The following is a 22,180-nucleotide window of genomic DNA, read 5'->3' as shown; positions in this document are numbered from 1 at the left end:
GGCCGTCGGGTACACCATGGAAGTCACGGATCGTTCGCGACCGTGCTAACCCGGTCCGGCTCCTCCCCCCCGAGTCGGACCGTGGATAGACGACCCCCGCTCTCCCCCCCGGCGGGGGTCGTCGCACGTCCAGGGCCATTTTCCGGGCCCGGCGGCACTTGGGCGGGGTCAGCGGTGAGGTGTTTCCCGCACTGGCGCGGTGGTTGGGCGGCCCGCTCGGCGAGGCCGGATCGTCACTCTGAGTATCGAGTTCGATGCCCCGTTCGACGGCGCTGTCGATCTTCCTTTGTACCCGTCCGGGGTCTTCCGGATCTTCTCGGTGACGAAGTCCGCGTCAATTCATCGGGCAATCGCCCCCCGTGCGAGTGAACAAAGTTATCCACAGCCCCCGAGTTGTCCCCAGGGAATCGGAGCCGGGCTGACGGGCCGTCGGTGGAGCCGGAGGGTGGGCCCCGGTCGGGCGCCGTCCGACCGGACCTCGCCAGAGGGAGCAGCCGTACCGGGGGAGACAGCCGTGTCGACACCGATCACCGACCGACTCACCGATCGACCGGCCGCCCGGGGGCCGTTGATCGTCACCGAGGACGAGACCCTGGCCGAGCACCTGCTGCGGCTCTGCGCGGCGGCCGGCACCGACCCGCAGCTGCTCTCCGGTGCGCCGCCGCCCCGGGGGCTCTGGGAGAGCGCCCCGCTGGTGCTGGTCGGCGACGACCAGTCCGAGCGCTGCGCCGGGTTGACCCGGCGGGCGGGCGTGCTGCTGCTCGGCCTCGACCTGGACGACTGCGACGTCTGGGTCCGGGCGGTCCAGCTCGGCGCCGAGCACGTCATCTTCCTGCCCGACGCCCAGGCCTGGCTGCTGGACCGGATCGCCGACGCCGCCGAAGGGGTCGGCCGGCCCGCCCTCACCGTCGCCGTACTCGGCGGCCGGGGCGGGGCGGGATCCTCCACGCTGGCCTGCGCGCTGGCCGTCACGGCGGCCCGGGCGGGCCACCGCACCATGCTGATCGACGCCGACCCGCTGGGCGGCGGGCTGGACGTCCTGCTCGGCGGCGAGGAGGCCGGCGGGCTGCGCTGGCCCGACCTGGCCGGCTCCCGGGGCCGGGTGAGCGGTGCCGAGCTGGCCAGGGCGCTGCCCTCGATGCACCGGTTGACGGCGCTCTCGTGGGACCGCGGGGACACCCTGGCGGTGCCGCCGGAGGCGATGCGCAGCGTGCTGGCGGCCGCCCGCCGACGGGGTGGCCTGGTGGTGCTCGACCTGCCCAGGCACCTCGACCCGGCGGCGGGCCAGGCACTCGAACAGGCCGACACCGGGCTGTTGGTGGTGCCCGCGGAGCTGCGCGCGATGGCGGCGGCCGACCGGGTCGCGGCCGCCGCCCGGATGCGGCTGGCCGATCTGCGGGTGGTGGTCCGGGTGCCAGGGCCGGCCGGGCTGACCGGGGCGGAGGTGGCCCGGGGCCTGCGGCTCCGGCTGGCGGGCGAACTGCCCACCGAGCCCGGGCTGGTGGTGGACGTCGAGCGCGGCTCCCCGCCCGGCATCCGGGAGAAGGGGCCGCTGGCCCGGTTCTGCGGGGGATTTCTGGCCGAGGTCATGCCGCCGGTCCAGGCGGCGGGCGGGGGTACGTCATGACGGATCGTCAGCGCGGGCCCGGGTGGTCCGTCGCGCCGCCCCGCAGGCCCTTGGGGCGCGGAGCCGCCACCCGGCGGGCGCCGGCGGGGGAGATGACGGGCTCAGCGGCTGCTGCCGCCGGTTCCGACGAGCGGGCGGCGGCCCTGGTCGATGCCGTCCGGCTCCGGTTGGCCGAGGTCGGCGCCGCGCCCACCGCCGGTTCGGTGGCGGCCGCGCTGCGGGCCGCCCGCCCGCCGCTGGGCGGGGGTGACGTCCTCGACGCCGTCCGGGTGCTCCGCTCCGAACTGGTCGGCGCCGGGCCGCTGGACGCGCTGCTCGGTGAGCCCGACGTGACGGACGTGCTGGTGAACGGCCCGGACCAGGTCTGGGTGGACCGGGGCGGCGGGCTGCGCCGGGTGCCGGAGATCCGGTTCCCGGACGCCGAGGCGGTCCGGCGGCTGGCCCACCGGCTGGCCACGGCGGCCGGCCGTCGGCTGGACGACGCCCGCCCCTGGGTGGACGCCCGGCTGCCCGACGGCACCCGGCTGCACGCCGTGCTGCCCCCGATCGCGGCCGGCTGCACCCACATCTCGCTGCGGATCTGTCGCACCAGGCCCTTCACCATGGCCGAGTTGGTGACCGGCGGCGCCCTCCCGCCGATCGGCGCCGAACTGCTGACCGCCGTGCTGCGGGCCCGCCTGTCGCTGCTGATCAGCGGCGGCACCGGGACGGGGAAGACCACGCTGCTGGCGGCCCTGCTCGGCCTGGTCGAGCCGGACGAACGGATCGTGCTGGCCGAGGACTCGGCCGAACTCCGGCCCGACCACCCGCACGTGGTGCGCCTGCAGAGTCGTCCGCCGAACCAGGAGGGCCTGGGCGAACTCACCCTGCGGGACCTGGTCCGGCAGGCCCTGCGGATGCGGCCGGACCGGGTGGTGGTCGGCGAGGTCAGGGGCGAGGAGGTGGTCGACCTGCTCGCCGCCCTCAACACCGGCCACGAGGGCGGCTGCGGGACGGTGCACGCCAACACGGCCGCCGACGTGCCGGCCCGGCTGGAGGCGCTCGGCTCGCTCGCCGGGCTGGACCGGCTCTCGCTGCACAGCCAACTGCGGGCCGCGCTGGACGTGGTGATCCACCTGGTCCGCGAGCAGCGGACCGGGCGACGACGGGTGGCCGAGCTGCACATGCTGGTCGGCGACGAGCGCGGGCTGGCCCTGACGGTCCCCGCGCTGACCTTCACGGCCGAGGGCGGCTGCGTCCCCGGCCCGGGCTGGGAGCGGCTGCGGCGCCGCTGCGCCGAGCGGGGCGTCGGACTGCCCGAGCCGACGGCGGTGGCGCGATGACGCCCGAGGCATGGCGGCTCGGCTGGGCCCTGCTGCTGTGCGCGGCGGCGATCGCCGCCCGCTACCTGCTCAGGAACGGGACGGAGCCCCGATGATGACGATCGATCAACTACTGGTGATCGCGGCCGGAGCGGTCGGGCTGATCGGCGGGCTGGCGTTCCGCCGCCGACGGCACGCCCGGACGGTGCGCCGGGCCGGTGCGCTGCTCGGTGGTCCGGCGCGGAGCGGGCCGCCGAGCCGCTGGGCCGTGCTCGGGAGGGGTCGGCCGGGTTGGCTGGTGCCGGAACTCCTGCTGCTCCCGGCCGGGTTGCTGGCCGGTCAGCTCAGCAGCTCGCCGGTGCCGCCGCTGCTGGCCGCCCTGGCGGTGCTGCCGGTCCGGCGCTGGCGCAACCGGCGGCGACGGGCGGCCGAGGCACGACGGCGGGCCGCCGCCGTGGTCGAGCTGTGCGCCGGGTTGGCCGCCGAACTGCGGAGCGGGGCGACGCCGCAGCAGGCGCTGCACTCGGTGCTGGGCCGGGCGTCCGGTCTGACCGAGGGGCTCGGGGCCGAGTCCTCGGCCCGGCTCGCGGCGGGCCGCTACGGGGCGGACGTACCGGCGGCGCTGCGGTCGGTCGCCGAGCTGCCCGGCGGTCGGGGCGCGGCGGCGGTGGCCGCCTGCTGGCGGGTCACCGCCGAGAGCGGCACCGGCCTGGCGCCCGGGCTGGACCAACTCGCCGACGCCCTGCGGGCGGAGCGGGCCCTGGCCGAGGAGATCGAGAGCGAACTCGCCGGGCCGAGGACCACCGTCGCGGTGCTGGCCGCCCTGCCGCTGGTCGGCCTGCTGCTCGGGGCCGCGCTCGGCGCGGAGCCCGTACGGATTCTGCTGCACACGCCGGCCGGGTTGGCCTGTCTGGCGGCCGGGGCGCTGCTGGAGGCGGCCGGGCTGGCCTGGACGGCCCGGATCGTCAGGGCGGCGGAGGACGCGCCGCCGGAGCCGGGTGGTCGGCGGAGTGGTGACTGCGGGCTGTCCAGGACGCGTGCCGGGGCTCCACCGCAGGACCGCTGGGTGGGGCCGGAGGCGTCGGCGGTGCGGGCGGAGGTGGCGTGGTGAGACGGGAGTTGCTGCTCGGGCTGCTGGCCGGGCCGGTGACGGCGGGCGTCGGGGCCGAGCTGCTGAAGGCGGTCCGGCGGCGGACGGTCCGGCGCCGGGTCAGGCGCTGGGGCGGATCGCTCGGGCGGCCGTTCGCCCGGCGTCGGCGGCGCCGGGCCGGGCGGGCCGGGCGGGTGCTGCGGGCCCGTGGGGTGACCCGGGAGGTGCTGCTGGACCGGGCCGTTCCGGCGGCGGCCGGGGCCGGGGCGGCGGTGCTGGTCGGTGGCCCGGCCGGGCTGGTGGCGGGGCTGCTGGTCGGTCTGGCGGCCCGGCGCTGGCTGCCGAGGATACGGTCGCCGAGCGCCCGCCGGGCGGCCCTGGAGCAGGAGCGGCTGACCCGCCAACTGCCGCTGGCCGCCGAGCTGCTGGCGGCCTGCCTGGGTGCCAGCTCGTCGCCCGCCGCCGCGGCCGCCGCGGTGGCGGACAGCGTGGATCAGCCGATGAGCGGCCGACTGGCCGGTGTGGCGGCCGAGTTGGCGCTCGGAGCACCACCGGAGGTCTGTTGGGACCGACTCGGTGCCGACTGCCCACCGCTCGCCCCGCTGGCCCGCTGCCTGGTCCGGACGAGCGTCAGCGGTTCGCCGCCGATGGCTCCGTTGGTCGGCCTGGCGCACGCCCAGCGGGCCGCCGCGGGCCGGGCCGCCCACGCCCGGGTGCGCCGGGCGGGGGTGCTGGCCACCGCGCCGCTCGGGGTCTGCTTCCTGCCCGCCTTCGTCCTGATCGGCGTGGTGCCGGTGGTGATGGGGCTGACGGCGCTGTTCGCCGAGCGGGTCTGACCGCTCGGTCCTCGTTCAAGTCCGGTTGCCGAGTTGCTGAGTTGCTGACAAGGAGTCTCTGATGACTGTTCACGTTGCGCGAGTCCGTCCCGCTGCGCGTCGCCCGGCCGGTCCGGCCCGCCGGATCCGGGGGTTGCTGCGTCGCCGGGTCGACTGGCTGACCGTCCGGGCCCGCCGGTTGGGCGGCGCCCGGGCCGATGCGGGCATGACGACGGCGGAGTACGCCGTCGGGACGGTCGCGGCCTGCGCGTTCGCGGCGCTGCTCTACAAGGTGGTGACCAGCGGGGTGGTCTCCGGCGCGCTCAGCGAGCTGCTCAACCGGGCGCTCCATGCGGTCTGACCGGGCGTCAGGGTCCGCGCGTGACCGGGAGCGCGGGTTCGTCACGGCGGAGACGGCGGTGGCCCTCCCGGCGCTGGTGCTGCTGTGCGCGCTGCTGGTCTGGGGCGTGGTCACGGCCGCCGCTCAGATCCGCTGCGTGGACGCGGCCCGGGTCGGTGCCAGGGCGGCCGCCCGGGGCGACGGCAACGCCGCCGCGCTGGCCCGGGCCGCCGCCCCGGCCGGGGCCAGGGTGAGCGTCGCGACCGGCGGCGACACCGTCCGGGTCACCGTCGAGGCACCGAGCCCGGCACCCGGGCGGCTCGGCGGGGCACTGTCGGTACGGCTGCACGCCGAGGCGGCGGCCGCGCGGGAGGACGTGATCGGTTCGACCGGCGGAGGTGAGCGATGGCCGGCCTGAGGCCCGGCGGGGCTTCACGGTCGCCGGGCGACCTGGGCTCGGCGACGATCTGGCTGGTCTCCTTCGGGATGCTCGGCTGCGTGCTGTTCGCGGTCTGCCTCGCGTTCGGCGCGGCGGTGGCGGCCCGGCACCGGGCGGAGTCGGCCGCCGACCTGGCGGCGCTGGCCGCCGCCGGTCACCTGATGCTGGATCAGGACGGCGGCTGCGGGCGGGCCGCTCGGATCGCCGGCGAGCACCGGGCCCGCCTGGTCAGCTGCACCGTGCGGGAGGGCATCGACGCGGTGGACGTGGTGGTGGAGGTGCCGGTGACCGGCCTGCCGCTGCCGGTCGGCCCGGCCAGGGCCCGTTCCCGGGCGGGGCCGGTCTGGGCCTGGGGCGACGGCGACCCGGTGGCGGCGGCGGGCCACCGGGTCGCTCGGACGGGCCGTCAGGCGCTCCCGGCCGACCGTCCGGGGGCGCCCGCGAGCAGCACGTCCAGCAGCCGTACCGCCGCCGCCTTGTCCAGCGGGTCGTTCCCGTTGCCGCACTTGGGCGACTGGACGCAGGACGGGCAGCCCCGCTCGCACTCGCAGGCGGCGATCGCGTCCCTGGTCGCGGTCAGCCACTGCTCGGCGCCCCGGAAACCCCGTTCGGCGAAGCCCGCACCACCGGAGTGGCCGTCGTACACGAAGACCGTCGGCAGCCCGGTGTCCGGGTGCAGCGGCACCGAGACCCCGCCGATGTCCCAGCGGTCGCAGGTGGCGAACAGCGGGAGCAGGCCGATCGAGGCGTGCTCCGCCGCGTGCGCCGCGCCGGGCAACTGGTCGAACGGGATGGTGGCGTCGAGCAGTTGGTCCTCGGTGACGGACCACCAGACCGCCCGGGTGCGCAGCGTCCTGGGCGGCAGGTCGAGCTTGCTCTCGCCGAGCACCTCGCCGGTGGAGATCCGTTTCCGCAGGTATCCGACCACCTGGTTGACCACCTCGACCGAGCCGAAGCTGAGCCGGGCCTCGCCCCACTCCACGGTGGTGTCGGTGGCCAGCACCGAGATGGAGGTGAGGTCCCTGGCGGCGGTGGTGTAGGGCGGTTCGGCGGGTTCGACCAGGGCCACCGAGCTCTCCAGGTCGAGGTCCTGCACCAGGTAGCTGCGGCCCTGGTGCAGGTGCACCGCGCCGGTGTGCACGGTGGTGTGGGCGGCGGCCGCGTCCACGGTGCCGAGCAGCCGGCCGGTCGAGCCCTCGACGATCTGCACCGGGCTGCCGCCGCTGCCCCGCAGGTCCACCGCGTCGACGGCCCGTTCCCGGCGGGTCCAGTACCAGGAGCCCTTGGTCCGCTGCCGGAGCAGGCCGCGCTGTTCGAGCACGGTCAGCAGTTGCCCGGTGGAGGGTCCGAAGAGCGGCAGGTCGGCCTCGGTGAGCGGGAGTTCGGCGGCGGCCGCGCACAGGTGCGGGGCCAGGATGTGCGGGTTGTCCGGGTCCAGCACGGTGGCCTCGACCGGGGTGGCGAACAGCGCCTCCGGGTGGTGCACCAGGTAGGTGTCCAGCGGGTCGTCGCGGGCGATCAGCACCGCCAGTGCGCCCTGGGCCTCCCGCCCGGCCCGGCCGGCCTGCTGCCAGAGCGAGGCCCGGGTGCCGGGGTAGCCGGCCATCAGGACGGCGTCCAGGCCCGACACGTCGACCCCGAGCTCCAGCGCGGAGGTGGAGGCGAGGCCGAGCAGCCGACCGGAGTGCAGGTCGCGCTCCAGCGCCCGGCGCTCCTCGGGCAGGTAGCCGCCCCGGTAGGCGGCGACCCGGGCGGCCAGCGGGGAGCCGAGCTGGTCCTGGGCCTGCAGGGCGACCAGTTCGGCCGAGCGGCGGGAGCGGACGAAGACCACCGTGCGGGTGCCCCGCTCGACCAGCTCGGTGAGCAGGTAGGCGGCCTCGGCGGTCGCGGTCCGGCGGACCGGGGCGCCCTGTTCACCGACGTTCTCGGTGAGCGGCGGCTCCCAGAGCGCGAACACCAGCGGCCCGCGCGGTGAGGCGTCCTCGGTCACCGCGACGGCGGGCAGCCCGGTCAGCCGCTGGGCGGTGGCCGCCGGGTCGGCGGTGGTGGCCGAGGCCAGCAGGAAGGTGGGCGAGGAGCCGTACCGTTCGCAGACCCGCCGCAGCCGCCGCAGCACCTGGGCCACGTGCGAGCCGAACACGCCCCGGTAGCTGTGGCATTCGTCGATCACCACGTACTTCAGCGTCTTCAGGAAGGACGCCCAGCGCGGGTGGGCCGGCAGGATGCCCCGGTGCAGCATGTCCGGGTTGGTCAGCACGTACGAGGCGTACTGGCGGACCCACTCGCGCTCCTGGGGCGGGGTGTCGCCGTCGTAGAGGGCCGCCCGGACGCGTTGCGGGGCCAGCTCGGCGGCCCGGCGGCGCTGGTCGGCGGCCAGCGCCTTGGTCGGGGCCAGGTAGAGCGCGGTGGCGCCCCGGCCGTTGCGGGCCTCGGTGCCGTCCAGCAGTTCGCTGAGCACCGGCGCGAGGTAGCCGAGCGACTTGCCCGAGGCGGTCCCTGTGGCCAGCACCACAGTTTGGCCGGATTTGGCCAATTTCATCGCTTCGGTCTGATGTGCCCAGGGCTCCTCGATGCCCAGGGCCTGCGCGGACGCCACGATCTCCGGACGGATTCCGTCCGGCCAGGGCGCGTAGCGGGCCTGACGGGCTGCCAGATGCTCCGTATGGGTGAGGCGGTCGGCCCGGCCCCGGCTGGCGGACAGGGCGGCGAGCAGGGCCTCGGGCTGGTGGTGACGGGGCGGCATGAGGACCCAGTGTGTCACCGGCGTGACGGAGAATCGCGCCAAGCCATCGTGCGGGCATGGTCGCAAGTGGTTGAATGAAGCCGTGACGGCCGCATGGCCGAGGGTCGCACCGCCGGGGCTCAACTGCCACGGCCGTGCCGTGCCCGGCCTGCGACCAACGCGGTGACGGCCGTCCGGCCGAGGATCGCAATGACGTAGCAAGGCAAGGTGCTGGAGGTTCCGTGGACCTGTCCCTGTCGACCCGCACTGTCGGCGACCGTACGGTCGTCGAGGTAGGCGGCGAGATTGATGTGTACACCGCCCCCAAGCTGCGCGAGCAGCTGGTCGAGCTCGTCAACGAGGGCAACTACCACCTGGTCGTCGACATGGAGGGCGTTGACTTCCTGGACTCGACCGGTCTGGGTGTCCTGGTGGGCGGCCTCAAGCGAGTTCGTGCGCATGAGGGTTCGCTGCGCCTGGTGTGCAACCAGGAGCGCATTCTGAAGATCTTCCGGATCACGGGTCTGACCAAGGTCTTCCCGATTCACACCTCGGTGGACGACGCGGTCGCCGCCACCGACTGACCAGTCGTCAACGGGCCGGTGCGGGTGACCGCTTCGGCCCCTGACGCTCTCACCTGAGCTCATCCGCTCACCACCGGCGGGGCCTCGGCCCCGCCGGTGGTGAGCGGTGGGCACTGCCCCGGCGGCGCTTCTGCCAGCCCGCGCGAGCCCGAGGCTTGTATCCCGGAGGGGAAGACGATGGCAACGGTCGAACTTCGGTTCAGCGCACTTCCCGAGCATGTCCGGACGGCCAGACTCGTGGCCGTGGCGGTGGCGAGGCGCGCCGGAGTCGATGAGTCGGTGCTGGACGAGGTGCGGCTCGCCGTCGGCGAGGCGTGCTCCCGTGCGGTGAGCCTGCATCAACGGGGCGGCGTGCAGGGCGGCGCGGTACGGGTCGCGCTGACCGATCAGGAGAAGCGTTTCCTCATCGAGGTGGAGGACGAGGCCGGTCCGGCCGGTCTGCCGCCGCTCGGCTCCACCGCCGAGGAGATGGGCGAGGACGCCGAGGACGCCCTCGGGCTCGCGGTGATCACCGCGCTGGTCGAGGACGTCGAGGTGACCTCCGGGGCCAACGGCGGCCTGATCCGGATGAGCTGGGGCGTTCCGACGGAGTCGGTGGACCTCTAGGGCCTGCCCCGGACTTGCTGGCCCTGTTCCGGGCCGAAATATTGACAGATTGTTGAAGCAGGCGGTTCCCTGCTCTCGGGCGCGATCGGTTTCGGTTCGAGAGAGGGACACCTTCCCCATGCGCATCCGCATCCTGTGGCCGGCCGGTCAGGCCACCGCCACCCTGCGTTCGACGCCCACCTCCGAGGCCCTCTGGGCCGCCCTGCCGGTCGGCTCCACCGCGAGCACCTGGGGCGAGGAGGTCTACTTCGGCACCCCGGTCTCGGTGGCCCGCGAGGACGACGCCCAACAGGTGGTCGAGCCGGGCACGGTGGCGTTCTGGACCGACGGGGACAGCCTCGCGCTCCCGTACGGCCCGACCCCGGTCTCGCGCGGCGACGAGTGCCGGCTGGCGAGTCCGTGCAACCTGCTCGGTGCGCTGGACGGCGATCCCGGGGTGCTGCGCACCGTCCGGCCCGGGGACCCGATCCGGGTCGAGCGCGCCTGATCCCCTGCCGGGTGCCCTGCGGCGCCGTGTAGGTTCGGCACCGTGAAGCCTGACGTGATGCTCGAAAAGCGGCTGTGGGCCGCCCCCGCGCTCGGTCTGCTGCTGGCGGTGGGCGCGGTCGGGTGCGGCGGTGGGAACGACACCGCCGCGCTCGACTCCTGGGCCAAGAAGGTCTGCGACTCCGCGCAGAGCCCGATCGCGCAGTCCCAGACCGCCCTCGCCGACACCGACAAGGTGCTGCCCGGCGAGCAGCCGGCCGAGCTGCAGCAGCGGCTGGCGGCCGACCTCGGGGTGCTGGCCGCCACCAACCAGCAGCTGGCCGAGGCGATCTCCAAGGCCGGCGAGCCGAAGATCGACGGCGGGGCGGCGGCTCAGCAGGGCGCGGCCGACGAGCTGAAGAAGGCCGCCCAGGGCTACCTGGACGCGCAGCAGAAGCTCACCGCACTGCCCACCACCGAGCAGGCGAAGTTCGCGGACGCCCTGCGCAGCGTCGGCGACCAGGTGCAGCGCCTCGCGCAGCAGTCCACCGCAGGGCTCAACAAGCTGCAGAGCGGCGAGCTCGGCACCGCCATGGCCAAGCAGCCGGGCTGCAAGCCCGCCGCGAAGACCTCGCCGAGCCCGTCCGGATCCACGGCGGCGTCCCCGGCCGCCGATCCGAACGCTCCCGCCGCGACACCCGCCGCCACCCCCGCCGCCGGCGCGGGCAGCACCCCGCCCGCGTCCCCGTCGCCGGGCGCCAGCGGCTGAACCGACCCGGCCACCGCGCGACAATGGGCGGGTGACCAACAGCCCTGTCCTTGACCACGCCCGTCTCGCCGAGCTGCGCGAGGCGCTGCTCGCCGCCTCGTACACCGCCGACGGCTGCCTCGACCTGCTCGGGTCCACCGGGTACGCCGCGCTGGCCAGGAGCGAGGCGGTGCCCGCGCTGCGGGCCACCACCGGTGGCACCCCGCTGGAGACGCTGGTGCGGCTCTTCCTGCTCCAGCAGCCGGTGCCGTACGCGGCGGCCGCCGCCGCGCTGCCGGTCGAGAGCTGCCTGACGGACCGTTGGCTGGTCCGGGACGGCGCCGACGCGGTGCGGGCCACCGTGGACGTCCGCCCGTACGCCAACGAGGTGGCCGGGATGGCCAGTGCGGACGCCTGGGTGGTGTCCGACCTCGGCTGCGCGGTCGGCGGCGCCGGCGGTATCGGGGCCGGGGAGGCCGCGCACGGGGTGGCCAGGAAGGACCTGGTGCTCGGTGTCGGCGGCGCCTCCACCACGTTGGCCAACCTGGCCGTCCGGCGGCCGGTGCGCCGGGTGCTGGACCTCGGTTCCGGTTCGGGCGTGCAGGCGCTGCACGCCGCGCGGCACGGCGGGCACCTCACCGCGACCGACCTCAACCCGCGCGCGCTGCACTTCACCGCGCTGACCCTGGCGCTGTCCGGCTTCGCGGAGTTCGAGACCGCCGAGGGCAGCCTGTTCGAGCCGGTCGGGGGGCAGAGGTTCGACCTGATCGTCTCGAACCCGCCGTTCGTGATCTCGCCCGGCAGCCGGTTCGTCTACCGGGACGGCGGGATGGCCGGCGACGAGCTCTGCCGCAGCATCGTCCGGGGCGCCGCCGCGCACCTGGAGCCGGGCGGCTACTGCCACCTGCTCGCCAACTGGCAGCACGTCAGGGGCGAGGACTGGCAGGACCGGCTGGCCGGCTGGGTGGCCGGCACCGGACTGGACGCCTGGGTGGTCCAGCGCGAGGTCCAGGACGTGGCGCAGTACGCCGAGTTGTGGCTGCGCGACGGTGGTGACCACCGGGGGCCCGGACCGGACTACCAGGCCAGGTACGGCGAGTGGCTGGACGCCTTCGAGGCCGCGAAGGTCGAGGGCGTCGGCTTCGGCTGGATCACCCTGCGGGCGGGCGGCTCAGCCGAGCCGACGGTCCGGATCGAGGACTGGCCGCACACCGTCGAGCAGCCGCTCGGCCCGCACATCGAGAGCTGGTTCGCCCGGCAGGACTTCCTCCGGACGCACGACGACGCCGCGCTGCTGGCGACCCGTTACCGACTCGCCGACGAGGTGGTGCAGGAGCAGATCGGCGCGCCCGGCGCGGAGGACCCGGAGCACGTGATCCTCCGTCACAACCGGGGCATGCGGCGGGCCACCAAGGTGGACACCGTCGGCGCCGGTTTCGTCGGCGTCTGCGACGGCACCCTGGCGGCCGGCGAGATCGTCGACGCGATCGCCCAACTGCTCGGTGAGGACCGGGTGGTGCTGCGGGACCGGGTGCCGGAGTCGCTGCGGATGCTGACCGAGCAGGGCTTCATCGAGCCGGTCGGGTAGTCGGCCGGTCGGCCGGTTGGGTCCGGTTCATCTCGCGGTTGCCCGGCGTACTCCCGGCGGCGGCCGTGGGTTGGCCACGGCCTGCCACGCTCGCTGTCCACGGGCTGTGGACAGCGGAACGGGTGGGGGAGCGCGATGGAGACGCCGACGGCGGTGGCCGCAGGGGTGGTACTCACGTGCTTCGGTGGCGCCCTGCTGCTCTGGTGCGCCGTCGAACTGCGCCTTCGCCACCACCTGCGCCGGCACGGCGTCCCCGCCACCGCGCGGGTGATCGCCGACCGCGATCCGTACGGCGAGTCCTACGGGGACACCTCCGGTGAGCTGGACAGCGCGCCGCTGCTGTCCTTCCCGACCGAGGACGGCGGCGCGATGCTGGCCAGGCCGCGCGGGCACACCCCGCTGCGCCGGCCGTCCCGGCTGCGTCCGGGCGTGACCGTTCCGGTCGCATACGACGCAGAGCGGCCGGGTCGCGTGGTGCTGGCCGCGCCGGACGCCGCCTCGGCGGTGCCCGGTGACGTGTTCTGGGCGCTGCTCGGCACCAGCGCGCTGGCCGGCGGGCTGAGCCTGCTCGGCACCGTCCTGGCCCGTTAGAGGGCTGGCCAGGCAGGTCGGGCGGTCGGCGCCGGCGCCACCCGGCCGACCGGTCGGGGACGACCGGAATCGGCTTCCGGGACACCCCGGAATCCCGTCCGCGCGGCACGAACACGCATCATCGGGTTACCGTTCGAGTGGCGTCGGTCGGCCTTGCCGGTGAAAAAGTGCGATCCGTTCGTTTGACAAGGGTGGCCAGGGTACGGTCACACTCCGCTGGTGGGGCCGTCGCACAGTGGCAGCCTCGGGCGAGGACCACGAGCAGTAGACGAGGGTCGGGGGCGGGTCGAACGCCACCGGTCCACGGCCGCGCCGCCAGCAGACATAACGACCGGGAGAGAAGAGCGAAGGTGTCCCCGAGCAGCGAGACCGCGCACGGCAAGCGACTCGTCATTGTCGAGTCGCCGGCCAAGGCGAAGACGATCAAGGGCTACCTGGGCCCCGGCTACATCGTCGAGGCCAGCGTCGGGCACATCCGCGACCTGCCCGGCACGGCCGCCGAGGTCCCCGACCAGTACACCGGCGAGGTCCGCCGGCTGGGTGTCGACGTCGACCACGACTTCGCCCCGATCTACGTGGTGAACGCGGACAAGAAGTCCCAGGTCTCCAAGCTCAAGGCCCTGCTCAAGGAGTCCGACGAGCTCTTCCTCGCCACCGATGAGGACCGCGAGGGCGAGGCCATCGCGTGGCACCTGCAGGAAGTGCTCAAGCCCAAGGTGCCGGTCAAGCGGATGGTCTTCCACGAGATCACCAAGGCCGCCATCCAGGAGGCCGTCGCCAACCCGCGCGAGCTGAACCAGCGCCTGGTGGACGCCCAGGAGACCCGCCGCATCCTCGACCGCCTGTACGGCTACGAGGTCTCGCCGGTGCTGTGGAAGAAGGTCATGCCGAAGCTCTCGGCCGGCCGGGTGCAGTCCGTCGCGACCCGCCTGGTGGTCGAGCGCGAGCGTGAGCGGATCGCCTTCCGCACCGCCTCGTACTGGGACCTGACCGGCACCTTCGGCACCGGCCGGACGGCCGCCGACGCGGCGAACCCGGAGAGCTTCGGCGCCCGGCTGTCCACCGTGGACGGCAAGCGGATCGCCAGCGGTCGGGACTTCGGCTCGGACGGCAAGATCAAGAGCGCCAGCACCCTGCACCTGGACGAGACGGCCGCCCGCGCGCTGGCCGCCGCCCTGGAGCAGACCGCGTTCAGCGTCCGCAGTGTCGAGTCCAAGCCGTACCGCCGTTCGCCGTACGCCCCGTTCCGCACCACCACGCTCCAGCAGGAGGCCAGCCGCAAGCTGGGCTTCGGTGCCAAGCGGACCATGCAGGTGGCCCAGAAGCTGTACGAGAACGGCTTCATCACCTATATGCGTACCGACTCCACCACGCTGTCGGAGACCGCGATCACCGCCGCCCGGGTCCAGGTCACCCAGCTCTACGGGGCCGACTACCTGCCGGACGCGCCGCGCACCTACGCCAGCAAGGTCAAGAACGCCCAGGAGGCGCACGAGGCCATCCGGCCCTCCGGCGACCGCTTCCGCACCCCGGCCGAGACCGGGCTGAGCAGCGACGAGTTCCGGCTCTACGAGCTGATCTGGATGCGCACCGTCGCCTCCCAGATGAAGGACGCGGTCGGCCAGTCGGTGACGGTCAAGGTCGGCGGCCGGGCCGCCACCGGGCAGGACGTGGAGTTCTCCGCCTCCGGCAAGATCATCACCTTCCACGGCTTCCTGAAGGCGTACGTCGAGGGCGCCGACGACCCGAACGCCGAGCTGGACGACCGCGAGCGCCGGCTGCCCCAGGTCACCGAGGGCGACCCGCTGGCCGCCGAGCAGCTCAACCCCGAGGGCCACTCCACCAAGCCGCCGGCCCGGTACACCGAGGCCTCGCTGGTCAAGGAGCTGGAGGACCGGGAGATCGGCCGTCCGTCGACGTACGCGTCGATCATCGACACGATCATCAACCGGAAGTACGTCTTCAAGAAGGGCACCGCGCTCGTCCCGTCCTTCCTGTCGTTCGCCGTGGTGAACCTGCTGGAGAAGCACTTCGGCCGGCTGGTCGACTACGACTTCACCGCCCGGATGGAGGACGACCTCGACCGGATCGCCGCCGGTGAGGCGCAGTCCGTGCCGTGGCTCAAGCGGTTCTACTTCGGCGGCGTCGAGGGCGCGGCCGAGGGCGGCGCGGCCGAGGCCGGCAACGGCGACGGCGACCACCTCGGCGGCCTGAAGGAACTGGTCACCGACCTGGGGGCGATCGACGCCCGGGAGATCAGCTCGTTCCCGCTGAACGACGAGATCACCCTGCGGGTGGGCCGGTACGGCCCGTACGTGGAGAAGGCGTCCCAGGTCGAGGGCGAGCCCGGCCAGCGCGCCGACGTGCCGGACGAGATGCCGCCGGACGAGCTGACCGTCGAGCTGGCCGAGGAGCTGCTGGCCAAGCCCAGCGGCGACTTCGAGCTGGGCCAGGACCCGGAGTCCGGCAACCAGCTGGTGGCCAAGGACGGCCGGTACGGCCCGTACGTCACCGAGATCCTGCCCGAGGGCACCCCGAAGACCGGCAAGAACGCGGTCAAGCCGCGCACCGCGTCGCTCCTCAAGACGATGTCGCTGGACACCGTCACGCTGGCGGACGCGCTGCGGCTGCTCTCGCTGCCCCGGGTGGTCGGCACCGACGCCGAGGGCGTGGAGATCACCGCGCAGAACGGCCGGTACGGCCCGTACCTCAAGAAGGGCACCGACTCGCGGTCGCTGACCGACGAGGAGCAGATGTTCACGGTCACCCTCGAGGAGGCCCTGGCCATCTACGCCCAGCCCAAGCAGCGCGGGCGGGCCGCCGCCGCGCCGCCGCTCAAGGAGCTCGGCAACGACCCGGTCAGCGAGCGACCGGTGGTGGTCAAGGACGGTCGTTTCGGACCGTACGTGACCGATGGTGAGACGAACGCGACGCTCCGCAAGGACGACGACGTCGAGGCCATCACGCCCGAGCGCGGCTACGAGCTGCTGGCCGAGAAGCGGGCCCGCGGACCGGTGAAGAAGAAGGCCGTGGCGAAGAAGGCCGTGGCGAAGAAGGCCCCGGCCAAGAAGGCCGCACCCGCCAAGACGGCGACGGCCAAGAAGACCGCCGCGAAGAAGACCACCACGGCCAAGAAGGCGACCACGGTCAAGAAGACCGCCGCCAAGAAGGTCGCGGCGAAGAAGACGGCGGCTCCGGACGAGAGCTGACCCGGTCGGCGGACCGCGAGGTCGGCCGGTCGGAACCGAGGGCCCGTGCCACGGCACGGGCCCTCGGTGTGTCACAACCCCGTCATGACCGGGCATCCGGAGGGCCTTCCCCCCTTTGGCCGCAGGCGTCGACCGCTACGCTGACGGTATGACGAGCGAGGAGCAGCCCACCCCGACGAGCACCGCCGACCTGTCCCGGGTGCGGCCGGCCGGGACACCCGGTGAGCGGGCCGGGGCGCTGCTGCGGCTGCGCCCGTACCGGCGGCTCTGGGTCACCCAGCTCGTCGGCGGTGCCGGCGACCGGCTCGGTCTGCTGGTGCTGATCGGCCTGACCTGGGTCGCGGCGCTGGTCGGCGGCCAGTTCGGGCACGGCTACCGGGGCCAGGCGCTGGCGGTCGCCGCCGTGCTGGCGGCCCGGCTGCTGGCCACCCTGGTGTTCGGCGCGGCGCTGCTCGGTCCGGTGCACAGTCTGTTCGGCGGGCGACTGGACCGGCGCTGGACGATGCTCGGTGCCGACGTTTTCCGCGCGGTTCTGATCGGTCTGGCGCCCTGGTGGCTCGGCTGGTCGACCGGTTCGGCCACCTGGGTACTGCTCGGCACCGCCTTCCTGACCGGTGCGGCTGAGCGGATCTGGTTGGTGGCCAAGGACGCGGCCGTGCCCGGTCTGCTGCCCGCCGCCGACCCGTACGCCCCGCAGGGGGAGCAGCGGCCGTCCGCCTCGAACCTGGAGACGGTCCGGACCGTCGACCAGCGCACCGGCTGGGCCACCGTGCCGCTGGCCGGGGCGCTGCTGGTCGGGCTGACCCTGCTCAACAACGTCTTCGCGGCGCTCGGTTCGGACTGGCTGAGGACGCATCAGTTCACCACCGCCGGTGTCGGCGCCGCCCTGCTGCTCGCCGCCTCGGCGGTGCTGACCTACCTTCAGGAGCTGCCGACCGGCGCCTTCGGCGGGCCGCGCTCCCCGTTGCAGGGCCTGCGGGCCCCGACCGACGCCACCCCGGGCCCGGCGCTGCGCAAGGGCCGGACCGGCTCGGCCCCGTACTTCACCTTCTCGGTCGCCGCCGCCTACGCGGCGATGGCGGGCGTCTCGGTGCTCGGCCTGCTGACCGCCGTGGACCACCGGGCCGGTCCGATCGGCTTCGGCCTGGTGGTGCTGGCCGCCGCCGGTGCCCCCGCGATCGGCGTCCGGATCACCCGTCCGCTGCTCCCCTCGCTGTCCCGCCGCCGCCTGCTGGCGCTCGCCCTGATCAGCGAGGGCGTGGCGCTGATCCTGGCCGGCCTGGTGCTGGACTTCGTCCTGGTGCTGCTGCTCACCACGCTCGCCGGGGTGGCCGCCGGAGTGGTGATCGGTACCGCCCGGACGCTGCTCGCCCAGGAGGTCGAGGAACTCCGGCTGCCCCGGGTCACCGAGCACCTGTACGCGGTGCTGCGGGTGGTGGTCGGCGCCTCGGTGGTGCTGATGCCGCTGCTGGCCGCCGGGTACGGCGAGGTCGCCTTCGGCCGGGCCACCACCGGGAGCTTCACCTTCATCCACGACGGCGCCGCGCTGGCGATCGGCACGGCCGGGCTGCTCACCCTGGTGCTGGCCGCCGTGGTGCTGCTGAAGACCGACGACCAGCGGGGCGACGTCCCGTTCGGCCGCGAGCTGATCCGTTCGCTCCGGGGCGCCGACGCGGTGGCGCCGCACCGGGTCGGCGGGACCGGCTTCTTCATCGCCCTGGAGGGCGGCGACGGCGCCGGCAAGTCCACCCAGGCGAACGCACTGGCCGAGTGGATCCGCAGCAAGGGCCACGAGGTCGTGGTCACCCGCGAGCCCGGCGGCAGCCCGATCGGGCAGCGGCTGCGCGCGCTGGTGCTGGACGTCGGCAACACCGGGCTCTCGCACCGGGCCGAGGCCCTGATCTACGCGGCCGACCGGGCCGAGCACGTCGAGAACGTGATCCGCCCCGCGCTGGAGCGCGGTGCGGTGGTGATCACCGACCGGTACATGGACTCCTCGATCGCCTACCAGGGCGCGGGTCGCGACCTGGCCGCCACCGAGGTGGCCCGGATCTCGCGCTGGGCCACCGGCGGGCTGGTCCCCGATCTGACCGTGGTGCTGGACGTCGCGCCGGAGGCGGCGCGCGAGCGTTTCACCGAGGCGCTCGACCGGCTGGAGTCCGAGCCGACCGAGTTCCACGCCCGGGTGCGCGCCGGGTTCCTCGCGCTGGCCGCGGCCGACCCCGCGCGCTACCTGGTGGTGGACGGCAGCCAGACCGCCGCCGCCGTCACCACTGCCGTCCGGCACCGGCTGGACCGCGAGCTGCCGCTCTCCTCGCAGGAGAAGGCCGCGCAGGTCGAGCAGGACCGGCTGGCCCGCGAGGAGGCCGCCCGGCGCGCCGCCGAGGCGGCCCGGCTGAAGGCCGAGGCCGAGGAGGCCGAGCGCAAGCGGCTGGAACTGCTGGAGGAGCTCCGCGCCGAGCAGGCCGAGAAGGACCGGCTGGCCCGGGTCGAGGCCGAGCGGCTGGCCGCCGAGGCCGCCGCCAAGGCGGCGGAGGAGGCCCGGGTGCTGGCCGAGGCCGAGGCGGCCCGGCAGGCCGAGCTGGCGGCGGTCCGGGCTGCCGAGGAGGCGGAGCGGCTCAAGGTCGAGCTGGCCGAGCGGGAGCGGCTGGCCGCCGAGGCGGCGGCCCAGGAGGAGCTGCACCGGCAGCGCGAGCTCCAGCGGGCCGAGCAGCGGCGCCGGGCGGAGGAGGCGTTGCAGCGGGCGGAGGCGGCGCGGGTCGCGGCTGCGGCTGCGGCTGCGGGGTCGGCCTCGGCTTCGGAGAGCACCACGACGATGGAGCTGTCGGCGCCGGGCGCCGACGAGAGCACCAGGGAGATCCGGAAGCCGGTGCCGGCCGACGAGACGGCGGTGCTGCCCAAGGTGCCGGCGGCGGACGAGACGGCGGTCCTGCCGAAGGTCGGGCTGAAGGCCGACCCGGTGGCGGACAAGGTGCCCCCGGGGCTGTTCCGGGACGAGGCGCCGAAGGCCCCGAAGGCGGCCAAGGCTCCGGAGTCGCCGGTCGAGTCCACCCGGGAGATGCCGGTGGTCGAACCGCGGCCGCGGCCGTCCTGGGCGGAGGAGACCCCGATGGACGACCTGCCGAGCCTGACGGACACCCTGCTGGGCTCCCGCGAGGAGTGGGCCCAGTGGCAGACGGACGAGCCGGGGCCGGACGAGAAGCCGCGGAAGCGCCGCAGCTGAGCCTTCGGCACGGTCCAGCGGCTCGGGGCTGCACTGTCGGCAGGCGCTCAGCGGTCGACTACCCAGGGGCTCGGGGCTCTGCTGATGTGCGGCTCCGCCGCGTGGGCGAGGAGGTCTGGCGTGCGGGTCACTGCGAAAGTGCCTGACCGCTTACGCATGCGTGACCTTTTTCGAGGTCGGCGTCGCAGTTCCCCGAGCCCCTGGTGGTGCACCACGTGCCAAAAGGTCGGCGTCGCCCACGCGGCGGAGCCGCACATCAGCAGAGCCCGAGCCCCTGGACGGTAGGCGGCTGCAGGTGTCCGGAGGGTGTCCGCCCGGAGGGTTAGGCTCGGGCTGGGACGAGTGGTGGGAGTGCGGCGTGAGTGTGTGGGACGACCTGGTCGGCCAGGATCGGGTGGTCGAGCAGCTGACGGCGGCCGCCGGGGCGGCCCGCGCGACGGTGGTGGCGGGCCGGTCGGCCGGGGTCCCGGCGGGGAACGCTTCGCTGATGACGCACGCCTGGCTGTTCACCGGCCCCCCGGGGGCGGGCCAGGTCACCGCCGCGCGGGCGTTCGCGGCGGCTCTCCAGTGCACCAGCCCGGACCTCGACCTGGGCGGCGTCCCGGGGTGCGGCTTCTGCGACGGCTGCCACACGGTGCTCGCGGGCAGCCACGCCGACGTGAAGTACGTCCGGACCGACGGGCTGTCCATCGGTGTGGGTGACATGCGCGAGCTGGTGATGCGCGCGTCCAGCTACCCGACCGGCGGCCGCTGGTCGGTGATCCTGGTGGACGCCGCGCACCGCCTGACCGAGTCGGCGGCCAACGCGCTGCTCAAGGGGGTGGAGGAGCCGTCCCCGCGGACGGTCTGGCTGCTCTGCGCGCCGTCGGTGCAGGACGTGCTGCCCACCATCCGTTCGCGCTGCCGGCTGCTGGTGCTGCGGACGCCCGCCGCCGAGGCGGTGGCGGACATGCTGGTGCGCCGGGACGGGGTGGAGCCGGAGACCGCCCGGGTGGCCGCGCTGGCCGGGCAGGGCGACGTGGACCGGGCCCGGCGGCTGGCGGTGGACGACCAGGCCAGGGCCCGGCGGCTGGACGTGCTGCGGATCCCGTTGGAGGTGGCCGACATCGGGGGCTGCCTGGCCGCCGCGCAGCGGCTGGTGGACACCGCGAAGGCCGACGCCGAGGCGCTCGCCGAGACCCAGGACGCCAAGGAGACCGGTGACCTGCGGGCCGCGTACGGCGCGACCGAGGGCAGCCGGGCGCCGCGCGGGATGGCGGGCGCGGTCAAGGACCTGGAGAAGCGGCAGAAGAGCCGGGCCACCCGGACCAGGCGGGAGACGCTCGGCGTCGCGCTGCTCGACCTGCTCGGCTTCTACCGGGACGTGCTGGCGCTCCAGTTCGGCGCGGGCGGCGCGCTCGCCAACGAGGACCAGCGGCAGGCGCTCGGCCGGGTGGCCGGTCAGAGCACGGCGGAGAACACGCTGCGCCGGATCGAGGCGGTGCTGGCCTGCCGTCGCGCGCTGGACCGGAACGTCGATCCGCTGCTGGCGGTCGAGGCGATGACGGTGGCGCTCCGCGCGGGCTGACCTGCGGAGCGGCAGTTGACGCTGCGTCACCTCCTTCTTTCGAGTGAATCCGGCACCCGCCCCGGGAGCCGCGCGACCGTCCGCCGTTCCGTCTTGCACGCTGTGGACCGAGTACACCGTGGTCTGCGGCCCCGAAGGCCGGGCCGTTCGCGTTCGGTCTCCCGAGGTGGTGCGTCCCATGCCCCGTCCGCTCCTGGTCGTCCCGCTGGTGCTGGCCCTGGTCGTCGGTTTCTGGCTGACCCGGGCCGCGCTGGTGCGCTGGCGCGACCTGAAGTCCGCGCAGACGTACGAACTGGTCGCCGAGCAACGCCCGTTGCTGATCCGTGCGGGTGGCGCGGTACTGTGCGGAATGTGTGTGACCGCGCTCACCGTGGCGGTCGCGCTGGACGGCCGGGGCGCTCACCCGGCCCGGGCCGCCGCTGTCCCGGCCGAGCGTCCGGCGGCCCCGCCGCTGGCCAGTCCTTCGCCCGAACTCCCGCCGGTGGTCACCCGGTTCGACGTGATCGGCAAGCCGGCCGGGGGTGAGCTGCTGGAGGGTGCGGTGGCCGGTCCGGACGGGCGGCCGCGCACCGTACGGGTCTGGTTGCCGGAGCGGTACAAGGCCGACCAGCAGGCCAGGTTCCCGGTCGTGGTGCTGCACGCGGGCACCGCCCGGCGGACCGCCGACGCCGAGGTGCCGGACGTCTTCGAGGGCATCGCCTCGGCGGTGAAGCTGGGCCGGGCCCGGCCGTTCGTGGTGGTCGCGCCCGAGGCGCCGAACGGCACCGAGCACCCCTGCGAGCTGGTCGCCGCCGCCCCGCAGGCGATCACCGACGACCAGGCGCTGCGCACGGCGGTGGCCGCCGCGTTCCGTACCCTCCCGGCGGGGCCCGGCAGTTGGGGTGTGCTGGGCATCGAGGGCGGCGCGGCCTGCGCGGCCGCCGCCGGGCTCTCCAGGCCCGACCTGTACGGGGCGGCGGCCGCCGTCTCCGGCCGGTACGACGCCACCGCGCTGGCGGGCACCGGGGCCGAGGCCCCGGAGGGGACCGCCGCCAAGCTGCTGCTGGCGGCCGCGAAGAACGACGCGGACGGGCTGGCCGCGGCCCGCAAGCTGCAGACCGCCCTGCACGACGGCGGCGGCCGGGCCGCCAAGGCGAACGTCCGGATCTCCGACGTGGTGCAGGACTTCGCGCCGGACCGGGAGCGGCTGCGGCTGGTCCGGGTGGCGGCCCAGTACCTGGCCGAGAGCCTGACCCGCACCGGCTGAGACCTTGATCCGTACCGGC

17 protein-coding genes and 1 pseudogene are annotated in these 22,180 nt (G+C 74.8%); 17 read left to right on the top strand and 1 reads right to left on the bottom strand.

Annotated elements, in window-relative coordinates; all coding sequences use genetic code 11:
• Nucleotides 1-514: 514 nt before the first annotated feature.
• The 7 genes and pseudogenes from ssd to OHV05_RS16045 form a co-directional block, all read left to right on the top strand.
• The gene (gene ssd, locus OHV05_RS16075) at nucleotides 515-1,627 is read left to right on the top strand and encodes a septum site-determining protein Ssd (protein ID WP_405018288.1); all 1,113 of its coding nucleotides are present in this window, start codon (nucleotides 515-517) and stop codon (nucleotides 1,625-1,627) included.
• A gap of 92 nt (nucleotides 1,628-1,719) precedes the next feature.
• Complete coding sequence (locus OHV05_RS16070) at nucleotides 1,720-2,949, top strand: TadA family conjugal transfer-associated ATPase (protein WP_405018287.1); 1,230 nt, start codon at nucleotides 1,720-1,722, stop codon at nucleotides 2,947-2,949.
• Between the two features lie 91 nt (nucleotides 2,950-3,040).
• Nucleotides 3,041-4,039, top strand: a complete 999-nt coding sequence (locus OHV05_RS16065) for a type II secretion system F family protein (RefSeq protein ID WP_405018286.1) — start codon at nucleotides 3,041-3,043, stop codon at nucleotides 4,037-4,039.
• Nucleotides 4,036-4,854: a type II secretion system F family protein gene (locus OHV05_RS16060; RefSeq protein WP_405018285.1), complete on the top strand. Its 819-nt coding sequence runs from the start codon at nucleotides 4,036-4,038 to the stop codon at nucleotides 4,852-4,854. Before OHV05_RS16065 ends, OHV05_RS16060 begins: the two co-directional genes overlap by 4 nt.
• 61 nt (nucleotides 4,855-4,915) lie before the next feature.
• Complete coding sequence (locus OHV05_RS16055) at nucleotides 4,916-5,194, top strand: DUF4244 domain-containing protein (protein ID WP_405018284.1); 279 nt, start codon at nucleotides 4,916-4,918, stop codon at nucleotides 5,192-5,194.
• Nucleotides 5,184-5,591: a TadE family type IV pilus minor pilin gene (locus tag OHV05_RS16050; RefSeq protein ID WP_405018283.1), complete on the top strand. Its 408-nt coding sequence runs from the start codon at nucleotides 5,184-5,186 to the stop codon at nucleotides 5,589-5,591. Before OHV05_RS16055 ends, OHV05_RS16050 begins: the two co-directional genes overlap by 11 nt.
• Nucleotides 5,579-5,893, top strand: a pseudogene (locus OHV05_RS16045) (Rv3654c family TadE-like protein); the annotation flags it as partial. The gene OHV05_RS16050 and the pseudogene OHV05_RS16045, both read left to right, overlap by 13 nt.
• A gap of 125 nt (nucleotides 5,894-6,018) precedes the next feature.
• Here the strand turns inward: OHV05_RS16045 and OHV05_RS16040 are convergent.
• Complete coding sequence (locus tag OHV05_RS16040) at nucleotides 6,019-8,355, bottom strand: DEAD/DEAH box helicase (RefSeq protein WP_405018282.1); 2,337 nt, start codon at nucleotides 8,353-8,355, stop codon at nucleotides 6,019-6,021.
• A 221-nt stretch (nucleotides 8,356-8,576) separates the two neighbouring features.
• Between OHV05_RS16040 and bldG the strand changes: the two genes are divergently transcribed.
• From bldG to OHV05_RS15990, 10 genes are all read left to right on the top strand, one after another.
• A complete protein-coding gene (bldG, locus tag OHV05_RS16035) occupies nucleotides 8,577-8,918 on the top strand; it encodes an anti-sigma factor antagonist BldG (protein WP_057232018.1) in 342 nt (113 codons plus the stop codon).
• 177 nt (nucleotides 8,919-9,095) lie between these two features.
• Entirely contained in the window at nucleotides 9,096-9,524 is a 429-nt protein-coding gene (locus OHV05_RS16030; RefSeq protein WP_405018281.1) for an ATP-binding protein, read from the top strand.
• 118 nt (nucleotides 9,525-9,642) lie between these two features.
• The gene (locus OHV05_RS16025) at nucleotides 9,643-10,011 is read left to right on the top strand and encodes a cyclophilin-like fold protein (protein ID WP_405018280.1); all 369 of its coding nucleotides are present in this window, start codon (nucleotides 9,643-9,645) and stop codon (nucleotides 10,009-10,011) included.
• A 42-nt stretch (nucleotides 10,012-10,053) separates the two neighbouring features.
• Nucleotides 10,054-10,758 (top strand): hypothetical protein, encoded by a 705-nt coding sequence (locus OHV05_RS16020; RefSeq protein ID WP_405018279.1) that lies wholly within the window; start codon nucleotides 10,054-10,056, stop codon nucleotides 10,756-10,758.
• 31 nt (nucleotides 10,759-10,789) lie between these two features.
• Entirely contained in the window at nucleotides 10,790-12,325 is a 1,536-nt protein-coding gene (locus tag OHV05_RS16015; protein WP_405018278.1) for a methyltransferase, read from the top strand.
• A 135-nt stretch (nucleotides 12,326-12,460) separates the two neighbouring features.
• Nucleotides 12,461-12,916 (top strand): DUF3592 domain-containing protein, encoded by a 456-nt coding sequence (locus tag OHV05_RS16010; protein WP_405018277.1) that lies wholly within the window; start codon nucleotides 12,461-12,463, stop codon nucleotides 12,914-12,916.
• A 350-nt stretch (nucleotides 12,917-13,266) separates the two neighbouring features.
• The gene (topA, locus tag OHV05_RS16005) at nucleotides 13,267-16,125 is read left to right on the top strand and encodes a type I DNA topoisomerase (protein WP_405018276.1); all 2,859 of its coding nucleotides are present in this window, start codon (nucleotides 13,267-13,269) and stop codon (nucleotides 16,123-16,125) included.
• A gap of 148 nt (nucleotides 16,126-16,273) precedes the next feature.
• Complete coding sequence (gene tmk / locus OHV05_RS16000) at nucleotides 16,274-19,348, top strand: dTMP kinase (protein WP_405018275.1); 3,075 nt, start codon at nucleotides 16,274-16,276, stop codon at nucleotides 19,346-19,348.
• A gap of 358 nt (nucleotides 19,349-19,706) precedes the next feature.
• Entirely contained in the window at nucleotides 19,707-20,915 is a 1,209-nt protein-coding gene (locus OHV05_RS15995) for a DNA polymerase III subunit delta' (RefSeq protein WP_403037958.1), read from the top strand.
• Nucleotides 20,916-21,093: 178 nt separating this feature from the next.
• Nucleotides 21,094-22,161 carry a hypothetical protein gene (locus tag OHV05_RS15990; RefSeq protein WP_405018274.1) on the top strand — a complete coding sequence of 356 codons (1,068 nt, stop codon included), beginning with the start codon at nucleotides 21,094-21,096 and terminating at the stop codon, nucleotides 22,159-22,161.
• The last annotated feature ends 19 nt before the right edge of the window (nucleotides 22,162-22,180 follow it).

The organism is Kitasatospora sp. NBC_00070, from assembly GCF_045041205.1.
GTDB lineage: Bacteria > Actinomycetota > Actinomycetes > Streptomycetales > Streptomycetaceae > Kitasatospora.
Note: the sequence above shows the minus strand (reverse complement) of the source record. Positions and strands in the feature narration are given on the sequence as shown.

Excerpts from the sequence above, each read along its gene's own strand:
- OHV05_RS16070 (WP_405018287.1), top strand. The coding sequence starts at position 1,720 with ATGACGGGCTCAGCGGCTGCTGCCGCCGGTTCCGACGAGCGGGCGGCG.
- OHV05_RS16065 (WP_405018286.1), top strand. The coding sequence starts at position 3,041 with ATGATGACGATCGATCAACTACTGGTGATCGCGGCCGGAGCGGTCGGG.
- OHV05_RS16030 (WP_405018281.1), top strand. The coding sequence starts at position 9,096 with ATGGCAACGGTCGAACTTCGGTTCAGCGCACTTCCCGAGCATGTCCGG.
- OHV05_RS16025 (WP_405018280.1), top strand. The coding sequence starts at position 9,643 with ATGCGCATCCGCATCCTGTGGCCGGCCGGTCAGGCCACCGCCACCCTG.
- tmk (WP_405018275.1), top strand. The coding sequence starts at position 16,274 with ATGACGAGCGAGGAGCAGCCCACCCCGACGAGCACCGCCGACCTGTCC.
- OHV05_RS16010 (WP_405018277.1), top strand. The coding sequence starts at position 12,461 with ATGGAGACGCCGACGGCGGTGGCCGCAGGGGTGGTACTCACGTGCTTC.
- OHV05_RS16050 (WP_405018283.1), top strand. The coding sequence starts at position 5,184 with ATGCGGTCTGACCGGGCGTCAGGGTCCGCGCGTGACCGGGAGCGCGGG.
- OHV05_RS16055 (WP_405018284.1), top strand. The coding sequence starts at position 4,916 with ATGACTGTTCACGTTGCGCGAGTCCGTCCCGCTGCGCGTCGCCCGGCC.
- OHV05_RS16040 (WP_405018282.1), bottom strand. The coding sequence starts at position 8,355 with ATGCCGCCCCGTCACCACCAGCCCGAGGCCCTGCTCGCCGCCCTGTCC.
- OHV05_RS15990 (WP_405018274.1), top strand. The coding sequence starts at position 21,094 with ATGCCCCGTCCGCTCCTGGTCGTCCCGCTGGTGCTGGCCCTGGTCGTC.